Source organism: Curvibacter lanceolatus ATCC 14669 (assembly GCF_000381265.1).
Taxonomy (GTDB): Bacteria; Pseudomonadota; Gammaproteobacteria; order Burkholderiales; family Burkholderiaceae_C; genus Curvibacter; species Curvibacter lanceolatus.
The window spans coordinates 82,124-101,919 of record NZ_KB906273.1; the positions used below are offsets into that span (position 1 = coordinate 82,124).

Consider the following 19,796-nt stretch of genomic DNA (forward strand, 5'->3'; position numbering starts at 1 on the left):
AGATCTTCGGGGGTGGGCAGGCCACCCCGGCAGGCGTGAATTATGGGCGTTGCGCTGGCTTTCAAGAGGCAGCGGCAAAACACGGCAGAAAAGCAGGCAAAAGAGGCCCCAAGCTCGCCAAACTGCCGTCAAACCACCCTCAAAAGGTCAGAAAAAGGGCGGCCAGACGCAGCCCGTGGGCGCCCTCAAAGCGGCTGCAGCTGCACCTGGGGCAGCAGTTGCTGCACGTCGTCGGGCCGGCACAGGGCCGTGCCGGGGTGCAGCAGGGCCGCGGCGCTGGCGGCCATGGCCATGGCCAGGGCGCCGGGCCAGTCGACCGAGCCGGCCGTGCCGCCAGTGCCGCCAGTGCCGCCGGTGCCGGCCTGCCCCGCCAGGGCAGCCACCAGGCCGCCCACAAAGCTGTCGCCGGCCCCGATGGTGCTGGCCACGGCCACGGGCAGCGGCGGGGCGCGCCAGGCCTGCTCAGGGGTGATCAGCAAAGCGCCCTGCTCGCCCAGGGTCAGGGCCACGGCCTGGGCCTGTCCGGCGGCCATGAGCTGGCGGGCGGCGTGCAGTTGCTCGGCCTCGCCGGGCAGGGGCTGGCCCACCAGCTCAGACAGCTCGCGCAGGCTGGGCTTGAACAAAAACACCCCGGCGCTGAGCGCGGCACGCAGGGCCGGGCCTGATGAATCGAGCACCAGGCGGGCGCCCTGGGCCCGGGCCTGCTGCGCCAGGCGCGCGTACAGCGCATCGGGCACGCCGGGCGGCAGGCTGCCGCTGAGCACCCAGTAGCGCGCCCCGGCGCCGTGGCGGGCCACACCCTGCAGGGCCTGCTCGACCTCGGCGGGCTGCAGGCGGGGGCCGGGCAGCACAAAGCGGTAGTCCAGGCCGGTGCTGTTTTCGTGCACCGAGAAGCTTTCGCGGGTTTCGGCGGCAATGGGCAGGCCCTGGGCGGGCACGCCCTCCTGGGCCAGCAGGGTGGCCAGTTCGTGGCCGGTGACGCCGCCCTGGGTGTACAGGGCCAGGCAATCGACCCCCAGGCGGTGCAGCACCCGCGCCACATTGATGCCGCCGCCGCCGGGGTGCATCACGGCCTCGCTGCAGCGCAGCTTGTGGGTGGGCTCCACCCGGTCGATGGCGCTGAGCACATCGAGGGCAGGGTTCAGGGTGAGGGTGAGGATGTCAGGCATGCGGTGGCCGGCCTGGGGCCGGGGCCTGGAATCGAGGTGGGGATGGCGTTGGGCAAGACGCCTTCGGCGCCCCGCCCGGGCCGGGGTCAGCCGTCGGCGTTGATGCGTTGCACCAGGGTCTTGAGCACCTCGTCGGCGCGGTCGTTGGCGATCTGGCAGGTGCCGGCCGCATTGTGGCCGCCGCCGCCGTATTCGAGCATCAGGTTGCCCACATGGGTCTTGCTGCTGCGGTCGAGGATCGACTTGCCGGTGGCCAGCACGGTGTTCTGCTTTTGCAGGCCCCACATCACGTGGATGGAGATGTTGGCGGTGGGGAACAGCGCGTAGATCATGAAGCGGTTCACCGCCCAGATGGTTTCCTCCTGGCGCAGGTCCAGCACCACCAGGTTGTCGATCTGGGTAGCGCAGCGCAGGATCTGCTCCTTGGCGCGGGCGGCGTGGTCAAAGTACAGGGTCACGCGCTCTTGCACGTCGGGCAGTTGCAGGATCTGCTCGATGGTGTGGTCGCGGCAGTACTTGATCAGGTCCATCATCAGCGTGTAGTTGCTGATGCGGAACTCGCGGAAACGGCCCAGGCCGGTGCGCGAATCCATCAGGTAGTTCAGCAGCACCCAGCCTTGGGGGTCGAGGATGTCTTCGCGCGAGTACTGGGCCGAGTCGGCCTGGTCCACGGCGGCCATCATCTCGTCGGTGATGCGCGGGAAGGCGGCCTTGCCACCGTAATGGTTGAACACCACGCGGGCGGCCGAGGGGGCATGGGCCTCGATGATGTGGTTGGCACGCTCGCCGGTGTTGCGCACGGTTTCCGACTCGTGGTGGTCAAACACCAGGTAGGCGCCGGGCACGTAGGGCAGGTTGGTGGTGATGTCACGCGAGCTGATGGCCACCTTGCCATCCTGCATGTCCTTGGGGTGAACAAAGGTGATCTCGTCGATCAGCTCCAGTTCATTGAGCAGCACGGCGCACACCAGGCCATCAAAGTCGCTGCGGGTCACAAGACGGTATTTGTTCGAGCTCATCGGCATCTCCGGCAGATCGTTCAGGGCCCGGTTCGGGCCAGGGCCACATGTTACAGACTGTATTTAGTGATTCCCGTGCGCTGGCGCAAAAAATGCGCCCCACCCCTGGCAGGGTGGGTACCCGTGGCGTCAGAACTGCTCGCCGGGGCTCAGGTAGCGCCACTGCCCCACTGGCAGCTGGCCCAGCACCACGCGGCCGATGCGGATGCGTTTGAGGCCCACCACCTTCAAGCCCACCTGCTCGCACATGCGGCGAATCTGACGCTTTTTGCCTTCTTTGAGCACAAAACGCAGCTGTTCGGGGTTTTGCCAGTCCACCTGGGCCGGGCGCAGGGGCTCGCCGTCCAGGCTCAGGCCATGGCGCAGCAGCTCAAGCTTCTCAGGGGGGAAGGCGGCCTGCACGTTGAGGGCCACGTCGCCGGTGACAGCGGCGTAGGTGACGCGCACCAGGTATTCCTTCTCGGTGTCGGAGTCTTCACCGATCAGCTGGCGGGCCACGCGCCCGTCCTGGGTCAGCACCAGCAGGCCGACCGAGTCGATGTCGAGCCGGCCGGCCGGGGCCAGGCCGCGCAGCTGCGAGTGGTTGAAGCGGATGTTGGCCGTGTCGCCATACCAGTGGTTGGCCGCCTGCACCAGCACCACGGCGGGCTCGTGCCCGTCTTCGGCCTGGCCGCTCACGTAGCCCATGGGCTTGTGCAGCAGGATGGTGACCTGCTGCTCTTGCTGGCCCAGGGCCTCGGGGGCGATCTCGATGCGGTCGCTGTGCTTGACCTGCTGGCCCATCTCGGCCACCTCGCCGTTCACGCGCACCCAGCCTTTTTCGACCCAGTCGTCGGCCTCGCGGCGCGAGCACAGGCGCAACTCGGCCATGCGCTTGTTCAGGCGCACGGTCTCGATGCCACCCTCGGTGCGCGGGGCGCCTTCGGCGCGGGCCGGGCGCTCGCCACGGTCAGGGCGTGCACCCCGGTCGGGGCGGCGCTCGGCGCCGGGGGCCGGCAGCGGGCGCTTGACCGGGATGGGGGTGCGCTCGGCGGGCACGTTGTAGGTGCGGATGCCGGTGCGGGTGCTGAAGCGCTGGTCGTCCTGCGGGGCGCCGTCCTGGCGGTCGTCGCGGCGGGCACCGCGGGGGTCATCGCGGCGGTCGTCACGTCGGTCATCGCGCCGATCGTCACGCGGGCCGCCACGGGGGGCGCCGCCGGTGCGGGGGCCGCCCGGGCCACCGGGGCCGCCACGGGGGGCGCCGCCGGTGCGGGGGCCGCCCGGGCCACCGGGGCCGCGCGAGCCGAAGGGGCCACCGGGGCCGCCGGGCCCGCCAGGGCCAGGGCGTCCGCCCGGGCCGCTGCGGGGGCCGGCCCCCGGGCCACGGCGGTCGCCCGCATCACGGTTGCCGCCAGGGGCGGGGCCACGGCGGCCGGCCGAGGGCGGGCGGGCCGCGCCGCCGCTGCGGGGGCTGGCGGCCTTGTCGCCTTCGGGGCGCGGTGCGCGCAGGGTGAGTCGGGGTTTGGAATCGGACATGCTGATGAGGTGAAAGCCGCAGCGCCTGCAAAGCGTGCCAGGCGGCTGCGTGTTGAAATCGGGAAACTCAGGCGGCGGTGGCGGTTGCGGCCGTCTGCTGTGTGCACCAGGTCAGGAACGCCTCGGCCGGCAATGGCCGGCTGATGTGGTAGCCCTGGGCTTCGTCGCACTGGAGCTGGCCCAGCCGCTCCATGATGGCGGCGCTTTCGACGCCTTCAGCCACCACGCTGAGGCCCAGATTGTGCGCGAGGTCGATGGTCGATCGCACGATCTTGGCGTCGTCTTCGTCTTTTTCCATGCCCATGACGAAGGATTTGTCGATTTTGAGCTCGTCCACCGGCAGCCGTTTCAGGTAGGCCAGCGACGAATACCCGGTGCCAAAATCATCGATCGAGAGCTTGAAGCCCTGCTCGGAGAGGCGGTTGAGCATGGTTTCGGCCCGCTGCGGGTCGTCCATGATGGCGCTCTCGGTGATCTCCAGACAAAAGCGCTCGGGCCGCACCCCGTGGCGCTGCAGCAGCGTGCCCAGGCGGGTGCTGAGTTCGGGGTCGAGCAGATCGCGGGTCGAGAGGTTGATCGAGATGCGCAGCCCCGCCAGGGGCTCGGGCAGGCCGGCGATCAGGCGGGTGGCGGCCTCGAACATCCACAGGGTGAGCTGGCGCACAAAGCCGGTCTGCTCGGCAAAGGGGATGAACTCCATGGGCGGCACCAGGCCGCGCTGCGGGTGCTGCCAGCGCACCAGGGCCTCGGCGGCCAGCACCTCACCGCCGGGCAGGCTGACCTTGGGCTGCAGGAACAGGCGCAGCTCGTTGTGCTCCACGGCGCGGCGCATCTCGGTCAGCAGCGACAGCATCTGGCCGCTGGCCGAGTCGAAGGCGGCGTCGTACAGCAAGGCCCCGCTGAGCTTGCGCTTGGCGGTGTACATGGCGATCTCGGAGCGGCTGAGCAGCAGGTCGGCGTTGTCGGCATCGGCCGGCCAGCAGGCCACGCCCATGCCGGCGCTCAGGTCGATGGTCTGGTCGTCAAAGGCCAGGGGCACTTCAAAGGCGCGGGCGATGCGCTGGGTGAACTCCAGCGCCGCCTGGGCGTCGCAGCCTTGCAGCAGCACGGCAAATTCATTGCCGCCGCGGCGGGCCACCAGGTCGCCGGGCTGGGTGACCAGGTTTTGCAGCCGCCCCCGCCACAGCCTGCAGCAGGCGGTCGCCAAAGGCATAGCCCAGCACATCGTTGACGTGCTTGAAGCGGTCCAGGTCCAGCGACACCACGGCCAGCGGGCGGGCCAGGGGGGTGTTGTCGCGGATGGCCTGCTCCAGCGCCTCGCGAAAGCGCTCGCGGTTGGGCAGGCCGGTCAGCCGGTCCCAGTAAGCCAGGTGGCGGATCTCGCTTTGCTGTTGATCGATGTCGACGCGCATGTGGTCGAAGGCGCGCGCCAGGTTGCCGATCTCGTCGCGCCGTTCCAGGTGGGCGATGGGGGCCTGGTACTCGCCCACCGCCAGGCGCTGGGTGGCCAGCAGCAGGTCGCGCAGCGGGGTGGTGATGCGCCGCGCCACCAGCGAGCTGCCCAGGGCCACCAGCAGCAGGCCGCCGCCACTGATCAGCGCCAGCAGCCACTGCAGGCGCCGGTACGGGGCCAGCACCTCTTCGGCCGAGCGCAGCAAAATCGTCTCGACCTCGCCGTTGCGGCTTTTCATGGGCACATGGCGGGCCAGCACCAGCTCGCTGCCGCCGCTGAGTTCGGCCCCGTCAGCATGGGTCAGGGCGCGTTGGGTGACCTCGGGCGTGGTGGTGGAGAAGGCTAGCCGGCGCTGCCCTTCAGACTGGGTGACCAGCACCACATCCACCTGCAGCAGCAGGCCCATTTCCTTGCCCAGGTCTTGCGACACGGGGAAGCCCATCAACACCCAGCCGATGATCAGCGGAGCGCGCATGGGCACCATCACGAACTGGTGGGGCACGCCCTGGATGACGATCAGCGGGGCGCCGGTGGGGTTGCGGCTCAGGTAGGCGGGCAAGTCGGCGATGAGGCGCTGGTCCAGCCCCATGTGCTCGTCGGCCAGGCTGGAGGCGGTGACCTTGAACTGCGGGTCAAGAAAGGCCGTGACCGTGGAGCCGATGCGGCTGCCGTGGTTCTCCAGCACCGACTGCACGGTTTCGACATCGCCCGAGTTGATGGCCGAGCGAAAGCCGTAGTCGGCCGCCAGCAGGGTGGCGCTGTCGCGCAGCTGCTCGACCTTTTGCGCCAGCATGCGCTCCCACACGTGTTCGGCAATGTCGAGCTCGCGGGCCACCTGGCGGCGGGCGTTGGCCTCGATGCTCTGGCGCACCACGCCAAAGCCGGCGATCTGCACCACCAGCAAGAGCAACAGCGACAAGCCCACCAGCCGCGTGATCAGGCTGGCGGCGCCGCGTTTGAGGCGAGGGATCACGGTGCCAGCCCCGTCATGCGCACGCTGGCCGTGACAGGGCCACTGGCCGGCACCACCAGGGCCTGGTCGAGCGCGGCGGCGCCCACCGGCAGGCCGGGGTGCCAGCTGCGCAGGCGGTAGTTGCCGGCCGGCACGTTGTCGAGGGTCAGGCGGCCGGCCTGGCTCAGCCCGTGGTACGGGGTGTTGACCACCAGCACCCAGCCCACCATCGAGTCGTGGATGTTGCAGCCCAGCAGCACCACGCCGGGCTGGTCGAACAGCACCGGGTTGGCCGGGGTGCCCGCATACAGCTTGAGTTCGAACTTCTTGGCCGGCGAAAAGGAATAGACGTGGTGGCGCACCTTGTCGCGGTTGGGAAAGGCCAGCTCGGTGCCCTTGGTCACCACCAGCACCCGGGGCACGAATTCCTTGCCCTGCTGGGCCATCTCGGCGCCCTGCAGGGGCTTGACGGCCTTGGCCGCCTCGGGCGACTCGAGAAACACCACGGCGTCAGACAGGGGTTTGCCGGCCTCGTCGCGCACGTCGAACTGCACGCTGGCTGCCAGGCAGCCGGTGCCCACCGAAGCGGCCACGAAAGCCCCAAGACTGATCCAAACGCTCTTCATTGCCTATCTCCAGCCGACCTTGTGAGCGTGGCGCCAGCACACACGCAAACATTTGTTACCAGCAGGCATCGTACAAGCAACCAGCCGATTGCCGGTGACACCGGCCCCAAAGCCCCAAAACCCCAACCTACCCGGCCCAAGCCCCGGCAGCCGGGCTCAGGGCAGCGATTGCAGGGTGGAGCGCAACCCCTCGGCCGACAGCACCCGCAGGCCGCCGTACTCCACGCGGATGATCTGCTGGCGCTCCAGGTTGCGCAGCGCCTCGTTCACACGCTGGCGCGACAGGCCCACCAGGTAGGCCAGCTCTTGCTGGGTGATGCGCAGCACCTCGCCCACACCGGGGTAGAGCACGGGGTTGAACAGCGCGGCCAGGCTGCGCGCCACGCGCACGTCGGGGTTGTTCATGCGGTCGATCTCGCGCGCGGCGATGAACTGGCCCAGGCGCTCATTGAGCTGGTTCATGACAAAGCGGTTGAAACCCAGCGAGTGGTCCAGCAGCCAGTGGAACTCTTCCAGCGGCAGGCCCGCCACCACGCTGCGGCGCAGGGCCTGGATGTTGTAGCGGTAGGGCTCGCGCTTCATGGCCGTGCCCTCGCCAAACCAGCCGCCCGGGGGCACGCCGGTGAAGGTGATGGGGTGGCCCTGGGCGCTGTCAGCGCTCATCTTCAGCAGGCCCTCGACCACGCCGAACCAGTAGTTCACGGGCCGGCCCATGCGGCAGATGTAGTCGCCCGGCAGGGCATCGCCCACCACCAGCTGAGGCTCGATGCGCTGGCGCTCGTTGGGCTGCAGGTGGTGCAGCCAGGGGATGCCGGCCAATTCATCCGCCGTCGGGGGGCGACGACGCTGATACAACGCAGACTCGCTGGCCATGCAACACCTCCGGGGCAGAACTGGGGAAAGTCCGAACAAGGGACAACCCGCAAATTGTCATTGCAACGACAACACGACGTCAAACCCCTGCATACGATTCGTTGCATACCGGCGGCGACCGCAGAGTCCGCCCCATCCAACTGGAGACAAGGAACCGTCATGCACACCACGTTTCCCCGCCTGCTGCAAAAGCATGCGAGCGAGCGCCCCCAGGCGCCAGCGATCCGAGAAAAGGAATACGGCATCTGGCAGACCCGCAGCTGGTCTGACCTGGCCCACCTGGTCGAGCACATTGCCTGCGGCCTGCGCCAGGCCGGCCTGGTGCGCGGCGAGCACATGGTGGTGATCGGGGCCAACCGACCGCGCCTGTACGCCACCATGCTGGCGGCGCAGTCGCTGGGCGCGATCCCGATCCCGCTGTACCAGGATGCGGCGGCCGCCGAGTGCGTGTTTCCGCTCAACAACGCCGAGGTGCGCTACTGCCTGGTGGAAGACCAGGAGCAGGTAGACAAGATGCTGGAGGTGCGCGAGCAGTACCCCGCCCTGAGCCACATCTATTACGACGACCCGCGCGGCCTGCGCAACTACACCGACCCGGGCCTGGGCGCACTCGACGAGCTGGTGGCCAGCGGCCAGGTGTTTGCCCAGAACCACCCCGACTTCTGGCGCGAAGAGGTCGACAAGGCCCAGCCCGACGATGTGGCGGCCATGTTCTTCACATCCGGCACCACGGGCAACCCCAAGGGCGTGGTGCACACCCACCGTGCGCTGATCGACCGCGCCGAGGCCGGCGCCAGCTTTGACAAGCTGAACTCGGCCGAAGAGGTGCTGGCCTACCTGCCGCCGGCCTGGATCGGGCAGAACATCTTCAGCTACTCGCAGTGGCTGAGCTGCGGCTACGTGGTCAACTGCCCCGAGTCGGGCGCCACCGTGGCCATCGACCTGCGCGAAGTGGGCCCCACCTATTACTTTGCCCCGCCGCGCGTGTTCGAAGGGCTGCTGACCAGCGTGATGATCCGCATGGAAGACGCGGGCTGGCTCAAGCGCACGCTGTTCCACAAGTGCATGGCGATTGCCAAGCGCTTCGGCCCCGACCGCATGGACGGCAAGCCGATTGGCGCGCTCGGTGCGCTGCAGTACGGCCTGGGCAACCTGTTGATCTACGGCCCGCTGCGCAACACGCTGGGCCTGTCGCGGGTGCGGGTGGCCTACACCGCGGGCGAGGCCATCGGGCCGGACCTGTTCACCTTCTACCGCTCGATCGGCATCAACCTCAAGCAGCTGTACGGCTCCACCGAAACCGCCGTGTTCGTGTGCCTGCAGCCCGACCACGAGGCCCGCGCCGACACCGTGGGCGTGCCCTGCCAGGGAGTGGAGATCAAGGTCGCCGACAACGGCGAGATCCTGGTCAAGTCGCCCGGCCTGCTCAAGGAGTACTACAAGAACCCCAAGGCCACGGCCGAGGTGCTCAGCGCAGACGGCTGGTACCACACCAGCGATGCGGGCTTCATCGACGCCCATGGCCACCTGAAGATCATCGACCGCGTGAAGGATGTGGGCCGCCTCAAGGGCGGGGCCAACGACGGCGCCATGTTTGCGCCGAAGTACGTGGAGAACAAGCTCAAGTTCTTCCCGCACATCAAGGAGGCCGTGGCCCTGGGCGACGGGCGCGACCGGGTGTGCGTGATGCTGAACATCGACTTCGACGCGGTGGGCAACTGGGCCGAGCGGCGCAACCTGCCCTATGCCGGCTACACCGACCTGGCGCAAAAGCCCCAGGTCTACCAGCTGATGCTCGAATGCGTGGAAAAGGTCAACGCCGACCTGGCCGCCGACGCCCTGCTGGCGGGCTCGCAGATCAGCCGCTTCCTGGTGCTGCACAAAGAGCTGGACGCCGACGATGGCGAGCTGACCCGCACCAACAAGGTCCGCCGCGGCTACATCGGCGAGAAGTACGCGGTGCTGGTCGAAGCGCTGTATGGCGGCGCCACCGAGCAGTACATCGAGACCCAGGTCAAGTTCGAAGACGGCCGCACCGGCAGCGTGAGCGCCACGCTGAAGCTGTCGGACGCCAAGACCTTTGCCCCGGTGAAGACCGCAGCCTGACCCCACACCGCACCACCATGAGCACCAAAAAGATTGGCGACGTCATCCTCGACGTCAAGAACATCAGCCTGCGGTTCGGCGGCGTGAAGGCCCTGACCGACATCTCGTTCAATGTGCGCGAGCACGAGATCCGCTCGATCATCGGCCCCAACGGCGCCGGCAAGAGTTCGATGCTCAACTGCATCAACGGGGTGTACACCCCGTCTGAGGGGTCGATCACCTTCCGCGGCAAGACCTTTGACCACATGAACTCGCGTCAGGTGGCCGAGATGGGCGTGGCACGCACCTTCCAGAACCTGGCGCTGTTCAAGGGCATGAGCGTGCTCGACAACATCATGTCGGGCCGCAACCTGAAGATCAAAAGCAACCTGCTGCTGCAGGCGCTGCGCATCGGCCCGGCCGAGCGCGAGGAGATCCGGCACCGCGAGTTCGTGGAACGCATCATCGACTTCCTGGAGATCCAGGCCTTCCGCAAGACGCCCGTGGGCCAGCTGCCCTACGGCCTGCAAAAGCGGGTCGACCTGGGCCGTGCCCTGGCCATGGAGCCGCAGGTGCTGCTGCTGGACGAGCCCATGGCCGGCATGAACGTGGAAGAGAAGCAGGACATGTGCCGCTTCATCCTCGACGTGAACGACGAGTTCGGCACCACCATCGTGCTGATCGAGCACGACATGGGCGTGGTGATGGACATCTCGGACCGCGTGGTGGTGCTGGACTACGGCAAGAAGATCGGCGACGGCGCGCCCGACGAAGTTCGCAACAACGAAGACGTGATCCGCGCCTACCTCGGCGCTGGCCACTGATCACGAGGGACAGAACATGGCATTTTTTCTCGAAACCCTGATTGGCGGCCTCATGGCCGGCATGCTGTACTCCCTGGTCGCGCTGGGCTTTGTGCTGATCTACAAGGCCTCGGGCGTGTTCAACTTTGCGCAGGGCGCGATGGTGCTGTTCGCGGCCCTGGCGATGGCGCGCTTTGCCGAGTGGATTCCGGCCTGGACGGGCCTTGACAACGCCATCGTGGCCAATCTGCTGGCCTTCGTGGTGGCGGGCGTGGTGATGTTCGCGGTGGCCTGGGCCATCGAGTTTCTGGTGCTGCGCCACCTGGTCAACCAGGAGGGCGCCACCCTGCTGATGGCCACGCTGGGCATCACCTACTTCATGGAAGGCCTGGGCCAGTCGCTGTTCGGCAGCGACGTCTACAAAATCGACGTGGGCATGCCCAAAGACCCGATGTTCGCGCTGGAGTCGCTGTTCCAGGGCGGCATCCTGATCAACAAGGAAGACGTGATCGCCGCCGCCATCGCCGCAGCCCTGGTGGCTGCGCTGAGCGTGTTCTTCCAGAAGACCGCCACCGGCCGGGCCTTGCGCGCCGTGGCCGACGACCACCAGGCCGCGCAGTCGATCGGCATCCCGCTCAACCGCATCTGGGTGATCGTGTGGTGCGTGGCCGGTGTGGTGGCCCTGGTGGCCGGGATGATCTGGGGCAGCAAGCTGGGCGTGCAGTTCTCGCTCGCCACCGTGGCCCTGCGCGCCCTGCCGGTGGTGATCCTGGGCGGCCTGACCTCGGTGCCCGGCGCCATCATCGGCGGCCTGATCATCGGCGTGGGCGAAAAACTCTCCGAGGTCTACCTCGGCCCCTTCGTGGGCGGCGGCATCGAGATCTGGTTCGCCTACGTCCTGGCCCTTGTGTTCCTGCTGTTCAGACCTCAAGGCCTGTTCGGCGAAAAGATCATCGATCGCGTATGAAGTACGCGATGAATCTGAAAGATTCCGGGCCGGCAACGGCCAGCGATGAGCTTTCGGTGCAGGCTGACTTGCACCGCAAGTCAAGCGCAGCGGGCCGAAGCCAAAAGATCATTGATCCCGTCTAAGCCACAACAAGAACACCAGGAGACACACCATGCTCTACCGTGAGAACGGTCAGTTCAAGACCACCTACCGCGCCGACCAGCAGATCTTCCCGATCACGCAGGACCGCTTCTTCATCTTCGCCCTGCTGGCCCTGGCCTTTGTGGTGGTGCCGCTGACGGCCAGCGACTACCTGTTCCGCGCCATCCTGATCCCCTTTGTGATCATGTCGCTGGCCGCGCTGGGGGTGAACATCCTGGTGGGCTACTGCGGCCAGATCTCGCTGGGCTCGGGCGCCTTCATGGCGGTGGGTGCCTACGGGGCCTACAACTTCTTTGCCCGCATCCCCGGCATGCCGCTGATCCCCACGCTGATCCTCGGCGGCCTGTGCGCCACGGCCTTCGGCATTCTGTTCGGGCTGCCCAGCCTGCGGGTGAAGGGGCTGTACCTGGCCGTGGCCACGCTGGCGGCGCAGTTCTTTGCCGACTGGATGTTCCTGCGCATCAAGTGGTTCACGCTGGACAACTCCTCGGGCTCGGTGGCGGTGTCCAACCTGCAGGTGTTCGGCTTTGCGCTGGAGAGCGACGTGAGCAAGTACCTGTTCTGCCTGTGCGCCCTGGCGGTGATCGCGCTGGGGGCCAAGAACCTGGTGCGCGGCGCCATCGGACGCGAGTGGATGGCCATCCGCGACATGGACGTGGCCGCCGCCGTGATCGGCATCCGCCCCATGTACGCCAAGCTCAGCGCGTTCGCGGTCAGCTCGTTCATCATCGGCGTGGCCGGTGCGCTGTGGGCCTTCTTCTACCTGGGCGCCTGGGAGCCGGGCGCCTTCTCGGTGGACCTGTCGTTCAAGCTGCTGTTCATGGTGATCATCGGCGGGCTGGGTTCGATCATGGGCAGCTTCTTCGGCGCCGCCTTCATCGTCGTGCTGCCGATCGCGCTGAACCAGTTCCTGCCCTTCCTGGCCGGGCTGATCGGGCGCGACATCAGCACCACCGCGGCCTCGCACGCCGAGCTGATGATCTTTGGCGGCCTGATCGTGTGGTTCCTGATCGTCGAGCCGCATGGCCTGGCCAAGCTGTGGTCCACAGCAAAACAAAAGCTGCGCCTCTGGCCCTTCCCCCACTGAAGAACATGACCCCCACGCTCCCTCACTTCGTGTGCTCGCTGCCCCCCAAGGGGGCCCCAGCCGCCTTGGGGCGGCCCGGCGCCGGCTGGCTGACCCCCACGCTCCCTCACTTCGTGTGCTCGCTGCCCATTTTTTCCTGACCGTGCTTTTCCAACCTCAACAACGGAGACAACCATGAAGATTCGCCAACTGGCCCTCGCCGCCACCCTGCTTGCCGCAGGCGTTTCCTCCCTCGTCAGCACGTCGGCCTTCGCTCAGGCGAAGGAGCAGTACATGCCGGTGCTGTCGTACCGCACGGGCCCCTACGCGCCCAACGGCACGCCGATTGCCAACGGCATCGTCGACTACTACAAGCTCGTCAACGCGCGTGGCGGCATCAATGGCGTGAAGCTGCTGATCGAAGAATGCGAGACCGGCTACGACACCGCGCGCAGCGTGGAGTGCTATGAGCGCCTCAAGGGCAACCATGGCGGTGCGGCCGTGATCCAGCCCTGGTCCACCGGCGCCACCTTTGCCATCACCGAAAAGGCCCCCACCGACAAGATCCCGCTGGTGACGCTGGGCTATGGCCGCAGCGAGAGCGCTGACGGCACGGTGTTCAAGTGGAACTTCCCCTTGGCCGGCAACTACTGGGTGGCGGGCGATGTGCTCGTGCAGGCCATCGGCAAGAAAGAAGGCGGGCTGGACAAGCTCAAGGGCAAGAAGATCGCCCTGGTCTACCACGACAGCCCCTTCGGCAAAGAGGCCCTGCCCATCATCCAGGAGCGCGCCAAGGCGCACGGCTTCGAGCTGCAGCTGCTGCCGGTGACGGCCCCGGGCGTGGAGCAGAAGGCCACCTGGCTGCAGATCCGCCAGTCGCGCCCCGACTACACGATTCTGTGGGGCTTCGGCGTGATGAACTCCACCGCCCTGAAGGAAGCCCAGGCCACCGGCTACCCGCGCGAGAAGATGTACGGCGTGTGGTGGTCGGGTGCCGAACCCGATGTGCGTGACGTGGGCGACGGCGCCAAGGGCTACAACGCCGTGGCGCTGCAAAACAGCTCCGACTTCGACGCCAAGCTGGTCAAGGAAGCCCTGGCCACGCTGCACGCCAAGGGCCAGGGCACGGGCCCCAAGGAGGAAGTGGGCCAGGTGCTGTGGCTGCGTGGCGCCATGAGCGCGATGCTGACCGTGGAAGGCATCCGCGCCGCCCAGGAGCGCTATGGCAAGGGCAAGGTCATGAACGGCGATCAGGTGCGCTGGGGCCTCGAAAACCTGAACCTGACCCAGGCCAAGCTCGATGCGCTGGGCTTTGGTGGCGTGCTGCGCCCCATCAGCACCTCGTGCCAGGACCACATGGGTGCCTACTGGGCCCGCATGCACAGCTGGGACGGCAAGGCCTGGAAGATCACCAGCGACTGGATGCAGGGTGACGAGCAGATCATCAAGCCCATGGTCAAGGCGGCGGCCGCCAAGTATGCCGCCGAGAAGAAGCTGACCCCGCGCACCCCGGCGGATTGCCAGTCTTGATGGCTTGACGCAATGGTTCCGTGCCGGGCCAGCGCCCGGCACGCCCCGACCTCTCCACAAAGAAGTGCCATGGACAAACCCAACATCGTTCTCAACGTCAACGGCATCGAGGTGATCTACAACCATGTGATCCTCGTGCTCAAGGGCGTCTCTTTGCAGGTGCCCGAAGGCGGCATCGTGGCCATCCTGGGTGGCAACGGCGCCGGCAAGACGACCACGCTGCGCGCCATCTCCAACCTGCTCAAGGGCGAACGCGGCGAAGTCACCAAGGGCTCGATCGAGCTGCGGGGCGAGCGCATCGAGAACCTGTCGCCGGCCGACCTGGTCAAGCGCGGCGTGGTGCAGGTGATGGAGGGCCGGCACTGCTTTGCCCACCTCACGATCGAAGAGAACCTGATGACCGGCTCGTACACCCGCGCCGACAAGGGCGAGGTGGCGGCCAACCTCGAGAAGGTCTACAACTACTTTCCGCGCCTCAAGACACGTCGCACCTCGCAGGCGGCCTACACCTCGGGCGGCGAACAGCAGATGTGCGCCATCGGCCGCGCCCTGATGGCCAACCCCAGCATGGTGCTGCTCGACGAGCCCTCGATGGGCCTGGCGCCGCAGATCGTCGAAGAGGTGTTCAACATCGTGAAAGACCTCAACACCAAGGAGAAGGTCACCTTCTTGCTGGCCGAGCAGAACACCAACATGGCCCTGAAGTACGCCGACTACGGCTACATCATGGAAAGCGGCCGCGTGGTGATGGATGGCGCCGCCAGCGACCTGGCCAGCAACGAAGACGTGAAAGAGTTCTACCTGGGCGTGGGCGGCGGCGAACGCAAGAGCTTCAAAGACGTGAAAAGTTACAAGCGCCGCAAGCGCTGGCTGGCATGACACCTTCTTTTCTGCGTCTGAACACCCCCTGCGCCTGGGCACGGCCCGAGGGCCTGCCCAGTGTCTGGCCAGGCGCGAGTCGCCCCTTGCAGGCGGCCAGCGCCTGGTCCGAATCAGCCGACCGGCCTGCCGCGACCTGGGCTGCGAACGGGGCCGCAACCCACCTGGTGGCCCCCGAATGGCCCCAAGCCCTGCCCGAGTCCACCCCTCACAGGAATTCACCATGACCTCAAGCTACGACGCGCTGGAAACGCGCACGCCGGCCGATCGCGAAGCGGCGCTGATGGCCGCCCTGCCCACGCAAGTGGCCCATGCCCAGGCCCGCACCGCCGCCTTTGGCGAGGTGCTGGCCGGGGTGGAGGCAGCGCGCATCGACAGCCGCGCCGCCCTGGCCCAGTTGCCGGTGACGCGCAAGCACGAGCTGCTGGAACGCCAGCAGGCGGCCCGCGCCGCCGGCGGCAATGTGTTCGGCGGCTTCAGTGCGCTGGCTTTTGGCGCGGCCATGCCACGCGTGTTTGCCAGCCCGGGCACGCTGTACGAGCCCGAGGGCACGCGCCGCGACTATTGGCGCATGGCGCGCGCCATCCATGCCGCGGGCTTTCGGCCCGGCGAGCTGATCCACAACAGCTTCAGCTACCACTTTGTGCCGGCCGGCTCGATGATGGAAAGCGGCGCCCATGCGCTGGGCTGCACCGTGTTCCCCGGCGGCACCGGCCAGACCGAGCAGCAGGTGCAGGCCATGGCCGAGCTGCAGCCGGCGGGCTACATCGGCACGCCCAGCTTTCTGAAGATCCTGGTCGAGAAGGCCGCTGAGCTGGGCCTGCCCCTGCCCAGCCTGCGCAAGGCCCTGGTCAGCGGTGAGGCCTTTCCGCCCTCGCTGCGCGACTGGCTGCTGGCGCGTGGCGTGGATGGCTACCAGTGCTATGCCACGGCCGACCTGGGCCTGATCGCCTACGAAACCTCGGCCCGCGAGGGCCTGGTGCTGGACGAGGGCGTGATCGTCGAGATCGTGCGCCCGGGCACCGGCGACCCGGTGCCCGAGGGCGAGGTGGGCGAGCTGGTGGTGACCACGCTGAACCCTGACTACCCGCTGATCCGCTTTGGCACCGGCGACCTGTCGGCCGTGCTGCCAGGCCCCTGCCCCACGGGCCGCACCAACACCCGCATCAGGGGCTGGATGGGCCGGGCCGACCAGACCACCAAGGTGCGCGGCATGTTTGTGCACCCGGGCCAGGTGGCCGAGGTGGCGCGGCGCTTTCCGCAGGTGCGCAAGGCGCGCCTGGTGGTGAGCGGCGAGATGGCCAATGACCAGATGCTGCTCAAGGTCGAAACCACCGAGATGGCCGAGGGCCTGGCCGGCGCCATCGCCGAGGCCATCCGCGAGGTGACCAAGCTGCGCGGCGAGGTCGAACTGGTCAACCCCGGCAGCCTGCCCAACGACGGCAAGGTGATCGAGGACGCGCGCAGCTACCAGTGAACCCTGCAGGCCGCGGTGCGGCCTGCCGCCTGACACGGGGCTGACGCCCAATCGACATCCGAACCTCTAAGCCCTTGATGGCAAAGGGTTTTCTGCCGGTCGGGTACGTAGTTCCCGGGATGCCGACCGGAGCGTGCAGTGGCTATCATCCTTCGCACCATCAAGAAGGAGACTCTCATGACCAAGCTGCTGCCCCTGGTGGCCCTGATCGCTGCATCGTTCAGCGCCCTGGCCGCCGACTTCCCCCTCAAGGACAAGCCGATCACCCTGGTGGTGCCCTTCTCGGCCGGCGGCCCCACTGACCGCGTGGCCCGCGACCTGTCCGAAGCACTGCGCAAGCAACTCGGCACCTCGGTGGTGATCGAGAACGCAGCTGGTGCCGGCAGCTCCATCGGTGCCGCCAAGGTGGCCCGCGCCACACCCGACGGCCACACCCTGCTGGTGAACCACATTGCCATGGCCACCATGCCGGCCCTGGTGCGCAACCTGCCGTTCAAGGTCGAGTCCGACTTCGAGTACCTGGGCATCATCAACGACGTGCCCATGACCCTGATCGCCAAGCCCAGCCTGCCGGCCAACAACTACAAGGAGCTGGCCACCTGGATCGCCCAGAACAAGGGCAAGATCAACCTGGGCAACGCGGGCGTGGGCTCGGCCTCGCACCTGTGTGGGCTGCTGTACCAGAACGCCATCGAGACCGACATGACCACCGTGCCCTACAAGGGCACCGCCCCGGCCATCACCGACCTGATCGGCGGCCAGATCGATCTGCTGTGCGACCAGACCACCAACACCACCAGCCAGATCGAAGGCAAGAAGGTCAAGGCCTACGCCGTGACCACGGCCAAGCGCCTGAACACCCCCTTGCTGAAAGACCTGCCCACCCTGGCCGAGTCGGGCGTGAAGGACTTCCAGATCACCATCTGGCACGGCCTGTACGCCCCCAAGGGCACGCCGGCCGACATCCAGGTCAAGATCAACACCGCGCTGAAGGCCGCCCTCAAAGACCCTGAGTTCATCAAGAAGCAGGAAGGCCTGGGCGCCGTGGTGGCCACCGACCGCCGCGTCGAGCCGGCCGAACACAAGAAGTTCGTGCAAGCCGAGATCGCCAAGTGGACGCCCATCATCAAGGCCGCCGGCGTGTACGCCGACTGATGCGCGCTGTGCAGGGCGCCTTCCGCTGAAGACGCCCGCTTTTTTGCCGCCCCCAAACCGCCTGCCTCGTCCGCGAGCCAGGCGGTTTTTCTTGTCTGGAAGCCAGGGAAAGCCCGGGGGGGTCGGCTTGGTAACGATCGTTACCATCGCTTGAAACACCCTCCGGTCATACGACCTACACCGCTCACCCCCATGAATTCACCCGATGCCCCGCTGTTTTCCAAGCTGGTGCGCTTGATGAACCTCACGGTGCGCCCCTTTCATGACCAGGTCGGGCGCCAACACCAGCTGACCCTCAATGAATGGCGTGTGATGGCCTTGCTGGCCGTGCAGCCCGGCCTGTCGGCCGCGCGGCTGTCCGAGTTGACGGGCCTGGACAAGATGTCGATCAGCCGCGCGCTGGCCGGCCTGACGGCGCAGGACCGGCTGCTGCGCAGCCCCGACCCGCAGGACCAACGCCGCCAGTGCCTGCAATTGAGCCCGCAAGGGCTGGCCCTGCACCAGCAGATCCAGCCCCTGGCCAATGAGCGCGAGGCAGAACTGTTCAGGGGCCTGAACCCGGCACGCCGCATGCGGCTCGAAAAAAGCCTGGACGACCTGATCGAAGTGCTGTCGCAAGAACAGGCACTGCGCGGGCGCCCCCACTGACCCAGCCCCTGGATCGCCCCAGCCCATCATGACCGGGCGGCCTGTGTTGCCGCCCACCGCACGGAGACAAACATGACCCACCCCCGCCACACGGCTCCCACCACCGACCACACCACGGCCCCGCGCCGCCGCAGCTGGCTGAGCCACCTGCCCCTGGGCCTGCTGGGCCTGACCCTGCTGCTGGGCCCCCTGGGTGCCCGTCAGGCCCTGGCCCAGAGCACCTGGCCCAGCAAGCCCGTGCGCATCGTGGTGCCCTTTGCCCCGGGCGGCACCACCGACCTGCTGGCCCGCGCCATGGCCCCCGAGTTGCAAAAGGCCTTTGGCCAGGCGTTTGTGATCGACAACCGCACCGGCGCCGGTGGCAACGTGGGCGCCGACATCGTGGCCAAGTCGCCCGCCGATGGCTACACCCTGCTGATGGGCACGGTGGGCACGCATGGCATCAACCGTGCGCTGTACGAAAAGATGCCCTACGACCCGATCAAGGACTTTGCGCCCATCACGCTGGTGGCGGCGGTGCCCAATGTGATGGTGGTGAACGCCGAGAAGGCGCGCGAGATGAACATCAACAACGTGCAGGATTTCATCCGCGTGGCCAAGGCCAGCCCGGGCAAGCTGAACATGGCGTCGAGCGGCAACGGCACCTCGATCCACCTGGCGGGCGAGTTGTTCAAGAGCATGACGGGCACCTACATGATCCACTTCCCCTACCGGGGCTCGGGCCCGGCCCTGATGGACCTGGTGGGCGGCAACATGGACGTGATGTTCGACAACCTGCCCTCGGCCATGCAGCAGATCAAGGCCGGCAAGCTCAAGGCCCTGGCGGTGACCAGCGCACAGCGCTCACCCGCCCTGCCCGACGTGCCCACCGTGGAGCAGGCCGGCGGCCCCAGCCTGAAGGGCTTCGAAGCCAGCTCGTGGTTCGGCCTGCTGGCCCCGGCCGGCACGCCGCCCGAGATCGTGAACCGCATCCAGCAGGAGGTGGCCAAGGCGCTGGCGGCCCCGGCCTTCAAGGAAAAGCTGCAGGCGCAGGGGGCGATACCGAGTGGTATCACACCGGCTGAGTTTGCGAAGTTGATCGACAGTGAGCACCGGAAGTGGGCTCAGGTGGTGAAGGCTTCTGGGGCGAAGGTGGATTAAAGGGCGGGCGCCCGCTGCGGGCACTTGGTACGCGAGTTTGCGTCTCCGCTGCGCTCTGGTGGTTCTGCTCTTCGTTTGAGGGCGGAGGCCGGGATTGCGCCCCGGCGGGCGCCTCACTTTCTTTGTCTCGCCAAAGAAAGTAAGCAAAGAAAGGCGACCCGACGTGCACGCCCTGCTGCGCAGGGTCCGCTGCGCTGCTCAACTTGGGCGGGGTCTCGCTAAACTCGCTGCGCTCAAACAGACGCGAGCCCTTTATCCGCCCAAGTCTGCGCTGCTCGCCGTGCCCGACGGGAGG

General features: G+C 67.4%; 17 protein-coding genes. 10 read left to right on the plus strand and 7 right to left on the minus strand.

Translation table 11 applies throughout. The features are described 5' to 3' along the window. Positions 1-185: 185 nt before the first annotated feature. The 7 genes from F624_RS0125610 to F624_RS0125635 form a co-directional block, all read right to left on the minus strand. Positions 186-1,169, minus strand: coding sequence for a 1-phosphofructokinase family hexose kinase (locus F624_RS0125610; RefSeq protein WP_019577239.1), 984 nt, complete (start codon positions 1,167-1,169; stop codon positions 186-188). Between the two features lie 86 nt (positions 1,170-1,255). Continuing rightward, positions 1,256-2,188 carry an exopolyphosphatase gene (locus F624_RS0125615; protein WP_019577240.1) on the minus strand — a complete coding sequence of 311 codons (933 nt, stop codon included), beginning with the start codon at positions 2,186-2,188 and terminating at the stop codon, positions 1,256-1,258. A 129-nt stretch (positions 2,189-2,317) separates the two neighbouring features. Next, on the minus strand, positions 2,318-3,703 hold the full coding sequence (locus F624_RS0125620) for a pseudouridine synthase (protein ID WP_019577241.1): 1,386 nt from the start codon (positions 3,701-3,703) through the stop codon (positions 2,318-2,320). A gap of 67 nt (positions 3,704-3,770) precedes the next feature. Further along, positions 3,771-4,916 (minus strand): putative bifunctional diguanylate cyclase/phosphodiesterase, encoded by a 1,146-nt coding sequence (locus tag F624_RS36045; protein WP_245573735.1) that lies wholly within the window; start codon positions 4,914-4,916, stop codon positions 3,771-3,773. Further along, positions 4,819-6,129, minus strand: a complete 1,311-nt coding sequence (locus tag F624_RS36050) for a diguanylate cyclase domain-containing protein (RefSeq protein WP_245573736.1) — start codon at positions 6,127-6,129, stop codon at positions 4,819-4,821. Before F624_RS36050 ends, F624_RS36045 begins: the two co-directional genes overlap by 98 nt. After that, the gene (locus F624_RS0125630) at positions 6,126-6,734 is read right to left on the minus strand and encodes a methylamine utilization protein (protein ID WP_031256287.1); all 609 of its coding nucleotides are present in this window, start codon (positions 6,732-6,734) and stop codon (positions 6,126-6,128) included. The genes F624_RS36050 and F624_RS0125630 overlap by 4 nt, the downstream gene beginning before the upstream one ends. 156 nt (positions 6,735-6,890) lie before the next feature. Further along, on the minus strand, positions 6,891-7,607 hold the full coding sequence (locus tag F624_RS0125635) for a Crp/Fnr family transcriptional regulator (RefSeq protein WP_019577243.1): 717 nt from the start codon (positions 7,605-7,607) through the stop codon (positions 6,891-6,893). A gap of 159 nt (positions 7,608-7,766) precedes the next feature. Between F624_RS0125635 and F624_RS0125640 the strand changes: the two genes are divergently transcribed. The 10 genes from F624_RS0125640 (at position 7,767) to F624_RS0125690 (ending at position 19,501) form a co-directional block, all read left to right on the plus strand. Next, positions 7,767-9,713, plus strand: a complete 1,947-nt coding sequence (locus F624_RS0125640) for an AMP-dependent synthetase/ligase (RefSeq protein ID WP_019577244.1) — start codon at positions 7,767-7,769, stop codon at positions 9,711-9,713. Positions 9,714-9,730: 17 nt separating this feature from the next. Further along, entirely contained in the window at positions 9,731-10,516 is a 786-nt protein-coding gene (locus tag F624_RS0125645) for an ABC transporter ATP-binding protein (protein ID WP_019577245.1), read from the plus strand. Between the two features lie 16 nt (positions 10,517-10,532). After that, positions 10,533-11,462 (plus strand): branched-chain amino acid ABC transporter permease, encoded by a 930-nt coding sequence (locus F624_RS0125650; protein ID WP_019577246.1) that lies wholly within the window; start codon positions 10,533-10,535, stop codon positions 11,460-11,462. A gap of 154 nt (positions 11,463-11,616) precedes the next feature. Continuing rightward, entirely contained in the window at positions 11,617-12,693 is a 1,077-nt protein-coding gene (locus F624_RS0125660) for a branched-chain amino acid ABC transporter permease (protein ID WP_019577247.1), read from the plus strand. Between the two features lie 174 nt (positions 12,694-12,867). Next, a complete protein-coding gene (locus F624_RS0125665; protein WP_019577248.1) occupies positions 12,868-14,202 on the plus strand; it encodes an ABC transporter substrate-binding protein in 1,335 nt (444 codons plus the stop codon). Positions 14,203-14,271: 69 nt separating this feature from the next. Next, complete coding sequence (locus tag F624_RS0125670) at positions 14,272-15,081, plus strand: ABC transporter ATP-binding protein (RefSeq protein ID WP_019577249.1); 810 nt, start codon at positions 14,272-14,274, stop codon at positions 15,079-15,081. 223 nt (positions 15,082-15,304) lie between these two features. Further along, a complete protein-coding gene (locus F624_RS0125675; RefSeq protein ID WP_019577250.1) occupies positions 15,305-16,558 on the plus strand; it encodes a phenylacetate--CoA ligase family protein in 1,254 nt (417 codons plus the stop codon). 177 nt (positions 16,559-16,735) lie between these two features. Continuing rightward, entirely contained in the window at positions 16,736-17,713 is a 978-nt protein-coding gene (locus F624_RS0125680) for a tripartite tricarboxylate transporter substrate-binding protein (protein ID WP_019577251.1), read from the plus strand. A 192-nt stretch (positions 17,714-17,905) separates the two neighbouring features. Beyond that, on the plus strand, positions 17,906-18,361 hold the full coding sequence (locus tag F624_RS0125685) for a MarR family winged helix-turn-helix transcriptional regulator (RefSeq protein ID WP_019577252.1): 456 nt from the start codon (positions 17,906-17,908) through the stop codon (positions 18,359-18,361). A 72-nt stretch (positions 18,362-18,433) separates the two neighbouring features. Then, the gene (locus tag F624_RS0125690; protein ID WP_019577253.1) at positions 18,434-19,501 is read left to right on the plus strand and encodes a Bug family tripartite tricarboxylate transporter substrate binding protein; all 1,068 of its coding nucleotides are present in this window, start codon (positions 18,434-18,436) and stop codon (positions 19,499-19,501) included. The last annotated feature ends 295 nt before the right edge of the window (positions 19,502-19,796 follow it).